This is a genomic window from Proteus sp. G2618 (genome assembly GCF_009915995.1).
In the GTDB taxonomy this organism is placed as follows: domain Bacteria; phylum Pseudomonadota; class Gammaproteobacteria; order Enterobacterales; family Enterobacteriaceae; genus Proteus; species Proteus terrae.
The window spans coordinates 39,575-50,373 of the sequence record NZ_JAABNI010000012.1; the positions used below are offsets into that span (position 1 = coordinate 39,575).

Here is a 10,799-nt window from a genome sequence, read left to right on the forward strand (position 1 = left end):
TATTCCAATACTTCCTTTAATTAAGTCAAGGTTAGTGATTATTCATCGTCGTAAGCAGGGCCAGCATAGTTATCAAAGCGTGACCATTGGCCGTTAAAGGTCAGTCTTACTGTACCAATTGGGCCGTTACGTTGTTTACCAATGATGATTTCTGCAACACCTTTTAAATCGCTACTTTCGTGGTAAACCTCGTCACGGTAAATAAACATGATAAGGTCAGCATCTTGCTCAATAGAGCCTGATTCACGTAAGTCGGAGTTAACAGGACGTTTATCAGCACGTTGTTCCAAACTACGGTTTAACTGTGATAGTGCAACCACAGGAACTTGTAATTCTTTAGCTAATGCTTTTAAAGAACGAGAAATTTCAGCAATTTCTAGTGTTCTGTTTTCAGATAATGAAGGTACTCTCATTAGCTGCAAGTAGTCAATCATGATAAGGCTTAAACCGCCATGTTCACGATAAATTCGACGAGCACGAGAGCGTACTTCTGTTGGGGTTAAACCTGATGAGTCATCGATATACATATTGCGTTTTTCAAGCAAAATGCCCATGGTGCTTGAAATACGAGCCCAATCCTCATCATCAAGCTGGCCTGTACGAATTCTTGTCTGATCGACACGAGATAATGATGCCAACATACGCATCATGATTTGGTTACCGGGCATCTCTAAGCTGAAGATAAGTACAGGTTTTTCTTCGGTCATTGCCGCATTTTCACATAAGTTCATGGCAAATGTGGTTTTACCCATAGAAGGACGTGCTGCGACAATAATTAAATCTGACTTTTGTAATCCTGCAGTTTTTTTATCAAGATCTTGATAACCACTCGAAACCCCAGTGACACCATCATGAGGTTTTTGATAGAGCTGTTCTATTTTTTCAACAGTTTCTTCTAAAATTGCATCTATTGCTTTAGGGCCTTCGTCTTTATTGGCTCGGGTTTCAGCGATTTGGAATACTCTAGATTCGGCAAAATCGAGTAGATCTTCACTGGTGCGTCCCTGGGGATCAAAACCTGCATCTGCAATTTCGTTGGCAACTTTTATCATATCGCGAACAACCGCACGTTCTCGGACGATATCCGCATAAGCGTTAATGTTCGCTGCGCTTGGGGTATTTTTTGAAAGCTCAGCTAAATAAGCAAAACCCCCCACGCTGTCTAATTCGGCATTTTGTTCTAATGCTTCTGATAGCGTAATAAGATCGATAGGTTTACCTAATTCCAGCAAGCGTTGCATTTGCGAGAAAATAGTACGATGAGGTCGGCTATAAAAGTCTTCCGCGGTGACTCGTTCAGAAACATTATCCCAACGTTCATTATCTATCATCAGACCGCCTAACACGGACTGCTCTGCTTCCAGCGAATGGGGAGGTAGCTTTAATCCCTCCATTTGTCGGTCTTTGATATCAGACATCAGCTTGTCAGTGGTCTTATTTCTGGCCATAAATCCTGCATAAAAATCGAAAAAGTGTCATTACGCTCTAGTATACGCTAACCCAATTATCTGTGCCTTGTAGAAATAGCTATCCTTTGTCATTATCACTAAAGGTCTTTAGAGCTTGCTTATTTAACCCCTCATCCTATAAAGGAGAAAGTAATGGCTAAACGTATTCAATTTGCAACTCATGGCGATGCAGATGTTCTTGAGTTAGTAACATTTACACCTGCTCCTCTTGGCGATCATGAAGTTCAGGTTGTGAATAAGGCAATTGGTATTAACTATATTGATACTTATGTACGTAGTGGGTTATATCCTGTAAGCCAATTCCCTAGTGGATTAGGCACTGAAGCTGCGGGTATTATTATCAAAACAGGCGCTAAAGTGACTTCACTAAAAGAAGGGGACAGAGTTGTGTATGCGCAATCTTCGCTAGGGGCTTATAGCGATACGCATAATGTACCAGAAAATAAAGTGGCACGTCTGCCTGATAATATCTCTTTTGAACAAGCAGCAGCCTCTTTCTTAAAAGGATTAACGGTTTATTATCTTTTCAATGAAACCTATAAATTACAAGCAGGTGAAACTTTCTTATTCCACGCAGCGGCTGGTGGTGTTGGTTTAATTGCAAGCCAGTGGGCGAAAGCTATTGGTGCAAAAATGATTGGTACAGCAGGTAGTGATCAAAAGGTCGCCAAAGCAAAAGCGGCAGGTGCATGGGAAGTCATTAATTACCAGACTGAGTCTATTGTAGAACGTGTCTTGGCGTTGACTAATAACCAAAAAGTACCCGTTGTTTATGACTCTGTTGGTAAAGCAACTTGGTTAGATTCATTAGACTGTTTACAACGTCGTGGCTTAATGGTGAGTTTTGGTAACGCATCAGGTGCAGTAACTGGCGTTGATTTAGGTATCCTCAATAAAAAAGGTTCTTTGTATGTCACGCGCCCATCTATTTCAGGTTATATCACAACGCGTGAAGAGCTAGATGCTGCAAGTGAAGCGTTATTTGCATTAATTGGTAGCGGTAAAATTAATGTAAGTGTACCTGATAATCAGAAATTTGCTTTAGCAGATGCGAAAGATGCACACCGTTATCTTGAAAGTAGACAATCCCAAGGATCAAGCTTACTTATTCCTTAATTATTATTTGTAAGATTTAAAACCTGTTTGAAATAAAGTAGACAGGTTTTAAATACTTATTCTTCAATTATTTTTCAGTGACAAATTTAAGAGCATTTTCTAAAACAGATAAATCAGCACCTTGTTTATGGGCATTTTCACTTAAATGACGACGCCATTGTCTAGCACCTGGAATACCTTGGAAAATTCCCAACATATGACGAGTTACATGACCTAAATAAGTGCCTTGTGAAAGCTCTTTTTCAATATAAGGATACATTGCTCTTACTGCCGCGACGGCATCAGCAATAGGCAACTGATTATCAAAAAGCTCATGATCAACATGCGCTAGAATAGATGGGTTTTGATAAGCTTCACGACCAACCATAACACCATCCATATATTTTAAATGTTCCTTCGCTTCTTCTAGTGACTTAATACCACCATTAATCGCCATAGTGAGATGCGAGAAATCACGCTTTAACTGATAAACACGAGGATAATCTAAAGGTGGAACCTCACGATTCTCTTTTGGACTTAAACCTGATAGCCATGCTTTACGTGCATGAATAATAAAGGTATCACAGTTATTATCACGGCTAACCGTATCAATAAAATCACATAGAAATTCATAGCTATCTTGATCATCAATACCAATACGTGTTTTTACTGTGACAGGAATATCAACGACATCGCGCATCGCTTTCACACAATCAGCGACGAGTTGCGCATCTCCCATTAAACAAGCACCAAAGCGCCCATTTTGTACGCGATCTGAAGGACAACCCACATTTAAATTAATTTCATCATAGCCACGCTCTTGTGCCAATTTTGCACATTGCGCCAAAGCTTGGGGATCGCTTCCACCTAGCTGTAAAGAAACTGGGTGTTCTTCTTCACTGTATTTTAGATAGTCACCTTTACCGTGAATAATGGCACCTGTTGTGACCATTTCAGTATAAAGCAACGTATTTTTACTTAATTGACGAAAGAAATAACGACAATGACGATCAGTCCAGTCTAGCATCGGCGCAACAGAGAAGCGGTTCAAACTATATTCTTTTGAATTGCTATTAACATCATGATTTTCTGTTGATTTATTAAGTTCTATATTTTCTAACATGTTGTAATTCTTTCGTCTATTTAGGCGGTGATTATCTCTAAATTGTTAAGGAGATAAAATGAGCGCGCATTATAGCATAGAGGATAGCTTACACATGCTGGATCTGATGCTAGGATGATTTTATAAAGCTGAAGATAAGTGATAATAAACTATAAAATAGGAAAACATAATGCCAACAGAAAAAAGAGCATTACCTTATTTCAAATATCATCCTGAACCGATAAAAACAGGTGCTTTTATCACAGATGATACCGTTATATGTGATTGTTGTGGAAAGGAAACCAATATTTATTACGAAGGGCCTTTTTTTAGTGTTGATGATATTGAAGCGCTTTGTCCTTGGTGTATTGCAGATGGCTCTGCCAGTGAGAAATTTGAAGGTGATTTTCAAGATCTCTCTTCTGTTGAAGGAATATTATCAACCTATGATAGTAACGGTGAATATTCAGGTTATCAGTCAGGTGTACCTAAAGAAAATCTTGAAGAGTTGATCCGTAGAACGCCGGGATATCAAGGATGGCAACAAGAACATTGGCTTACACATTGTGGCGATCTTTGTGCATTTGTTGGTTATGTTGGATGGGAAAATATTGCTGATAAATTAGATGAATTTGTTTCTTTGGCAGAAGATATTGGTGAGATAGGTATGAATATGGATGATTTACCTAATAATTTAACTAATGAAGGCCATTGCCAAGGTTATTTATTTAAGTGTTGCTGTTGCGGAAAACTACGTCTACATATCGATTTTAGTTAAAAACATCACTCAATTAATATTAAGTCTATATTTATAATATAGATTTAATATTGATTTTTTTAAAAATAACCTATTTATATTATCTCTATTAAAAATGGAAATAGTCACTGCTCAATATTTTACGCTATAAAGCAAAAAAATAAAAAGAGGAGCATTGATTATGAATATTAAAAGAAAGATCCTTATAAAATTAAACAATCTTGATTGTGATAATAAAAAATTGTCACTTCCTACTTCCCATGAAATACATCATTCCCTTTTAAATAATATACCTTTAATTCCGGTGATATCATCTGTTCATCAATTACCACCAAAAAGTTATATTGATTCTATTTCAATAAACTTTAATGACCTAAATAAATATTATTATTTAAATTTACCGGAGAATAATCATTATACTTTAGATGAAGTTATTAAAGCATTAAGACAACACCCTGACATTGAATATGTACAAACAGTACCTATACAGCCTATTGAACCTCCTAATATTACGCCTGATTTTACTCAATATCAGCAATATCTAAATACACCAGAAAAAACGGTGAATATTAATAAAATTAAAGGGCTAGGGATTTGTGAAGCATGGAAACAAGAAGCATGCGGTCAAGGAATACAAGTCGCTGATATTGAATGGGATTTTAATCTTTCTCATCATGATTTATCAACGGATAACATTACATCATTATTACCTTTTAATGAAAAAACTAGTCAGGCAGATCATGGAACAGCAGTAGCTGGCTTAATTATGGGGAAAAATGATGGCAAAGGGATCACTGGACTCGCTTATAAATTAGATATGTTTTATGCCATCTCTGAATTAACTTGTGGACGTATTGATGCGATCATTGCGAGTAAACGCATACTACATGCTGGTGATATTGTTTTATATGAAATGCAGACAATCTGTGAGCATCAAGCGTACGTACCTGCGGATTATGAAATGCATATTTGGGAAGCGACTCGTGCCTTAACCGATGCTGGGATCATAGTGATTATGGCTGCAGGTAATGGAGGGGTAGATCTAGATTTGCCTGCTTATGAAAGTTATCGACAACGTCATGATAATAATTCAATACGTGTTGGTGCTGGTTCACCTTATACATTAAATCGATTACCTTTCTCAACACATGGTTCACCTATTCATGTACAAGCATGGGGAGAGGATGTTGCAACTGCGGGTTATGGTGATCTATTTCGAAGTGATGATAACCATACTTATACGGCTAATTTTAGTGGTACATCGTCAGCCAGTGCTTTAGTTGCGGGAGCTGCCGCTGTGATCCAATCTTGGTATAAAGACCATACAAACAGTGTGTTAACGCCGATACAAATGCGTGACTTATTAATTAGAACAGGCACTTTTCCACTGTTAAATGGCAAAATTGGACCTTTACCCAATGTGAATAACGCCATTCTGTATTTAAAAAAACTAATAAAACGTCATTAAGTACAATAGTGTTAATTCCTTTAGCACCTCCTAAATATTAGGGGGTGTTATTTAAATTTCATCTATATGATATATAAAGTTTTTATCATCCTAATAAGATTGGGATCTAAAAATAAGCACAATTTAATCCACTTTTTGTGTAAATAATAATCATAAAATTGTGTTGCAAATAAACGTGATAATAAGTTTGTATAGGAAAATAAGGCGATTAGATAACTTCTGAGAGAAAATTTATTTAATCATAAACTTAAGTGATTTTTGTGATTTATATAAATTAATAGCATTTTGATTTTACTGTATTTTTAGCATAAACCCTAAAGAGCATAGTTTATGATGAAAAACTTAAATATGAATAGTTTTTCATTGTTTATGCGCCTTTTTGCTTTCAATTTCACGCCACTGCGTTTATCATTTTCCGCTTGTACTATACATACGGCGTCGCTGGTTTTGGGCTTCTGTGGAGCATAATGCTCCGGCAGCTCACACAGTCTTTTCCAGTGGCGGTTCTATCTGCATTATTCTTCGGGATAGAGTATTACCTTAAATGACTGAGAAAACATCTCTGATACCAGTTGTCGAATTAAAATCCTTAAGTAAAGGTTTCGACGGAAAACAAATTATTTCCCGCCTCGATCTCACTATCAACCATGGCGAGTTTTTAACCATCCTCGGCCCCTCGGGCTGTGGTAAGACGACGGTTTTGCGTTTAATTGCGGGTTTAGAAGACGTTGACGATGGGCAAATTATCCTTGATGGGCAAGATATTACGGATATTCCAGCGGAACAACGTTTTGTAAATACGGTTTTTCAAAGTTACGCGCTTTTCCCACATATGACTGTTTTTGAAAACGTCGCATTTGGTCTTCGTATGCAGAAAACACCTGCTGATGAGATTAACATCCGCGTTGAAGAAGCTTTGCGTATGGTGCAACTTGAAGATTTCGCACAACGTCGCCCTGCACATCTTTCTGGTGGGCAACAACAACGTGTCGCGATTGCGCGTGCTGTGGTGAATAAACCAAAGGTCTTATTGCTTGATGAATCATTATCTGCACTGGATTACAAATTACGTAAACAGATGCAAAATGAATTAAAAGCCTTACAACGTAAATTAGGGATCACCTTTATTTTCGTGACTCATGACCAAGAAGAGGCGCTGACGATGTCAGACCGGATCGTGGTGATGCGTGAAGGACGTATTGAGCAAGATGGTACTCCGCGTGAAATTTATGAAGAGCCAACAAATCTGTTTGTTGCGCAATTTATAGGTGAAATTAATATTTTTGATGCTCGCGTTCTTCATCGTATTGATGAAACGCGTATCCGTGCTGATGTTGAAGGCCATGAATGTGATATTTATACCACATTACCTGTGACACAAAACCAGCAACTCAAAGTATTGCTTCGACCTGAAGATCTCCGTGTTGAAGAAATTCACGATCTCGAAAACCTTCCAGGGCTAATTGGTTATGTTCGTGAACGTAACTATAAAGGCATGACGCTAGATTCCGTTGTTGAAATGGAAAATGGCAAGGTGGTGATGGTCAGTGAGTTCTTTAATGAAGATGATCCAGATGTTGATCACTCGTTAGACCAAAAAATCGCAGTAACTTGGGTTGAAAGCTGGGAGGTCGTGCTGGCAGATGAAGAAAACACGTAAACTATTTCAAAACATCGTAATTACCGGTGTTGTGGGTTGGTTGATGGTGTTCGTCTTCTTGCCGAATATCATGATCATTGCGACCAGTTTTTTAACGCGTGATGATGCCAATCTTGTCGAGATGGTCTTTACACTCGATAACTATTATCGCTTATTTGATCCTATGTATGCAGAAGTATTACTGCATTCTATTAATATGGCGGTGGTCGCAACGTTAGCTTGTTTATTATTAGGTTATCCCTTTGCATATTTCCTTGCAAAAATGCCTAAAAAAATACAGCCACTGATGTTGTTTTTATTGATTGTGCCTTTTTGGACAAACTCGCTTATTCGTATTTATGGATTAAAGATATTCCTAAGTACCAAAGGTTATTTTAACGAATTCCTGTTGTGGATTGGACTTATTGATAAACCACTCAGAATTATTTATACCCCAGAAGCGGTTGTACTGGGGCTGGTTTATATTTTATTACCTTTTATGGTATTACCGTTATATTCCAGCATTGAAAAGTTAGACAAACCTTGTTTAGAAGCGGCGCGTGATCTAGGTGCTAATAAATTTCAGACCTTTATTCGTATCATTATTCCATTAACAATGCCGGGGATTATTGCGGGTTGTTTACTCGTAATGCTACCTGCTATGGGCTTATTCTTTGTTGCTGATCTAATGGGTGGCGCGAAAAATTTATTAATTGGTAACGTAATTAAGAGCCAATTCTTAAATATTCGTGACTGGCCTTTCGGTGCAGCCACCAGTATTTGCTTAACATTAGTGATGGGATTAATGCTGTTTGTGTATTACCGAGCTGTGAAGTTACTGCATAAGAAGGTAGAAATAGAATGATAGGACGGTTATTGCGTGGTGGATTTATGTCCATTATTTACGCGTATCTTTATATCCCGATCATCATTCTGATAGTTAACTCTTTTAACTCATCACGTTTCGGGATTAATTGGAAAGGATTTACCACAGATTGGTACACCATTTTATTTAATAATGACAGTCTGCTTCAAGCAGCTGGACATTCATTAGCAATGGCGGTCACTTCTGCAACGTTTGCGACATTAATTGGTTCATTAGCGGCAGTTGCTCTTTATCGCTACCGTTTTCGTGGTAAAAAATTTGTCGGTGGTATGCTGTTTGTTGTGATGATGTCGCCAGATATTGTTATGGCGATTTCGTTGCTTGTACTGTTTATGATCCTAGGTGTTTCATTAGGATTTTGGTCGCTTCTATTTTCACATATTACATTTTGCCTACCTTTTGTTGTGGTCACAGTGTATTCACGATTAAGTGGATTTGATGTGAAAATGTTGGAAGCGGCGAAAGACTTAGGGGCAGGTGAATTTACTATTTTACGTAAAATCATTATGCCTCTGGCGATGCCAGCAGTAGCTTCAGGTTGGTTATTAAGCTTTACGTTATCTATGGACGACGTTGTAGTTTCCTCTTTTGTGACGGGCCCAAGCTATGAAATTTTACCACTGAAAATTTACTCAATGGTAAAAGTCGGGGTTTCACCGGAAGTGAATGCGCTTGCAACCATCCTTTTAGGTCTATCATTAATATTAGTATTAATTAGTCAGTTGATTTTGAAAGACAGAACTGGCAAAGCGTAATCATGTATTAGTGCGAGTTTCTCGCACTTTTGGGGTCTTAAAGACCAATCTGTTGGAGGTAGGCTCGCTGCCTATTTGATATTAACGCATCAACCACTGAAGGAAACATAAATGAAAAAGTGGTCCTCAGTACTTGCTGCCAGCGTAATGGCATTAAGTATCGGCACAGCATCGGCTGATGATGGTAAGACATTATATTTCTACAACTGGACGGAGTATGTGCCGCCTGGTTTGCTTGAACAGTTTACGAAAGAAACTGGGATTAAGGTGATTTACTCCACCTATGAATCCAACGAAAGCATGTATACCAAGTTAAAGACCTACAAAGAGGGTGCTTATGACTTGGTGGTTCCTTCCACTTATTTTATTTCTAAAATGAGCCATGAAGGAATGCTACAAAAAATCGATAAATCAAAATTAACGCATTTTGATAATCTCGATCCTAGTTTATTACATAAGTCATTCGACCCAGAAAATGATTATTCCATCCCTTATATTTGGGGTGCGACCGCTATTGGTATTAATAGTGATGAAGTTGATGTCAGTAGCATTACTTCATGGGCAGATTTATGGAAACCTGAATATAAAGATAGCCTGCTATTAACCGATGATGCCCGTGAAGTTTTCCAGATGGCATTATTAAAATTAGGCTATTCAGGTAATACAACCGATCCTAAAGAGATTGAAGAAGCTTATAAAGAGCTACAAAAGCTGATGCCAAACGTATTAGCCTTCAATTCAGATAACCCCGCTAACCCTTATATGCAAGGGGAAGTTAATTTAGGGATGATTTGGAATGGCTCGGCATTTATTGCTCGCGATGCGGGTGCTCCTATTGAAATGGTGTGGCCAAAAGAAGGGGGCATATTCTGGATGGATAGCTTAGCTATTCCTGCCAATGCCAAGAATGTTGAAGGTGCTCATAAACTTATCGACTTCTTATTACGCCCAGAAATAGCAGCCAAAGTTGCGGAGAATATTGGTTATCCGACACCAAACCTAGCTGCACAAAAATTACTGCCAAATGTGATCACTAAAGATAATTCTCTTTATCCAACAGAAGAAATTATCAACAAAGGTGAATGGCAAAATGATGTTGGTGATGCGACCGTGTTATATGAAAGTTATTACCAGAAACTAAAAGCGGGTCGTTAATAAATTTCATGTTTTATGCTAAAGCCACCTTTAAGGTGGCTTTTTTATAACAGAAGAGAATACATTTTTTATTTAATTAAAAATAAAGAGAAGTAAAAGAGAGTCGGTGATAAGGAAAAGTGTAAATAGACTACGCTTAATTAAAATCATTCTTAATACAACTTTCGGCAATTAACCGATTATTTTTTTCTTGAGTTTTTCTTCGTTGTTCAATACTTGTAGTATGATTACTTTGTAAGAAATAGCTAATATGAACATCAAATTTCTCAGAGATACGATAAATTAACTCGATACTGATTCTATTTGTTCCGCGTTCATAACGAGAAAGCTGTTGCTGGCTTATCTCTAATCTTTTAGCAAATACAGTTCCCGAACATTTTAATTTTTTTCGTAAATGGCGTATTCGCTGGCCTATACGAAAATTAATGGTTTTGCTGTTATCTATCATTTATCAGCCTTAAAAATTCAAATCA

10 protein-coding genes are annotated in these 10,799 nt (G+C 37.6%); 7 read left to right on the plus strand and 3 right to left on the minus strand.

Annotated features, from left to right (window positions below; translation table 11 throughout):
• Positions 1-38: 38 nt before the first annotated feature.
• On the minus strand, positions 39-1,448 hold the full coding sequence (dnaB, locus tag GWJ01_RS04805; protein ID WP_023583065.1) for a replicative DNA helicase: 1,410 nt from the start codon (positions 1,446-1,448) through the stop codon (positions 39-41).
• A gap of 153 nt (positions 1,449-1,601) precedes the next feature.
• Here dnaB and GWJ01_RS04810 point away from each other — a divergent pair, with 153 nt between their 5' ends.
• Complete coding sequence (locus tag GWJ01_RS04810; RefSeq protein WP_161710758.1) at positions 1,602-2,585, plus strand: quinone oxidoreductase; 984 nt, start codon at positions 1,602-1,604, stop codon at positions 2,583-2,585.
• A 67-nt stretch (positions 2,586-2,652) separates the two neighbouring features.
• Here GWJ01_RS04810 and dusA read toward each other — a convergent pair whose 3' ends face one another.
• Positions 2,653-3,687 (minus strand): tRNA dihydrouridine(20/20a) synthase DusA, encoded by a 1,035-nt coding sequence (gene dusA, locus GWJ01_RS04815; protein ID WP_075673059.1) that lies wholly within the window; start codon positions 3,685-3,687, stop codon positions 2,653-2,655.
• Positions 3,688-3,856: 169 nt separating this feature from the next.
• Between dusA and cbrC the strand changes: the two genes are divergently transcribed.
• The 6 genes from cbrC to potD all read left to right on the plus strand — a co-directional run bounded on the left by cbrC (position 3,857) and on the right by potD (position 10,326).
• The gene (gene cbrC, locus GWJ01_RS04820; protein WP_109394808.1) at positions 3,857-4,444 is read left to right on the plus strand and encodes a PF03691 family colicin E2 tolerance protein CbrC; all 588 of its coding nucleotides are present in this window, start codon (positions 3,857-3,859) and stop codon (positions 4,442-4,444) included.
• A gap of 160 nt (positions 4,445-4,604) precedes the next feature.
• A complete protein-coding gene (locus tag GWJ01_RS04825; RefSeq protein ID WP_109402448.1) occupies positions 4,605-5,891 on the plus strand; it encodes a S8 family peptidase in 1,287 nt (428 codons plus the stop codon).
• A 544-nt stretch (positions 5,892-6,435) separates the two neighbouring features.
• Positions 6,436-7,551, plus strand: a complete 1,116-nt coding sequence (potA, locus tag GWJ01_RS04830; RefSeq protein ID WP_075673056.1) for a spermidine/putrescine ABC transporter ATP-binding protein PotA — start codon at positions 6,436-6,438, stop codon at positions 7,549-7,551.
• Positions 7,535-8,395, plus strand: a complete 861-nt coding sequence (gene potB / locus GWJ01_RS04835) for a spermidine/putrescine ABC transporter permease PotB (protein WP_023583058.1) — start codon at positions 7,535-7,537, stop codon at positions 8,393-8,395. The genes potA and potB overlap by 17 nt, the downstream gene beginning before the upstream one ends.
• Positions 8,392-9,171, plus strand: coding sequence for a spermidine/putrescine ABC transporter permease PotC (potC, locus tag GWJ01_RS04840; protein ID WP_161710759.1), 780 nt, complete (start codon positions 8,392-8,394; stop codon positions 9,169-9,171). The genes potB and potC overlap by 4 nt, the downstream gene beginning before the upstream one ends.
• A gap of 111 nt (positions 9,172-9,282) precedes the next feature.
• On the plus strand, positions 9,283-10,326 hold the full coding sequence (potD, locus tag GWJ01_RS04845; protein ID WP_075673054.1) for a spermidine/putrescine ABC transporter substrate-binding protein PotD: 1,044 nt from the start codon (positions 9,283-9,285) through the stop codon (positions 10,324-10,326).
• A 136-nt stretch (positions 10,327-10,462) separates the two neighbouring features.
• Here the strand turns inward: potD and GWJ01_RS04850 are convergent, their stop codons facing one another.
• Positions 10,463-10,774 (minus strand): helix-turn-helix domain-containing protein, encoded by a 312-nt coding sequence (locus GWJ01_RS04850; RefSeq protein WP_075673053.1) that lies wholly within the window; start codon positions 10,772-10,774, stop codon positions 10,463-10,465.
• Positions 10,775-10,799: the final 25 nt, after the last annotated feature.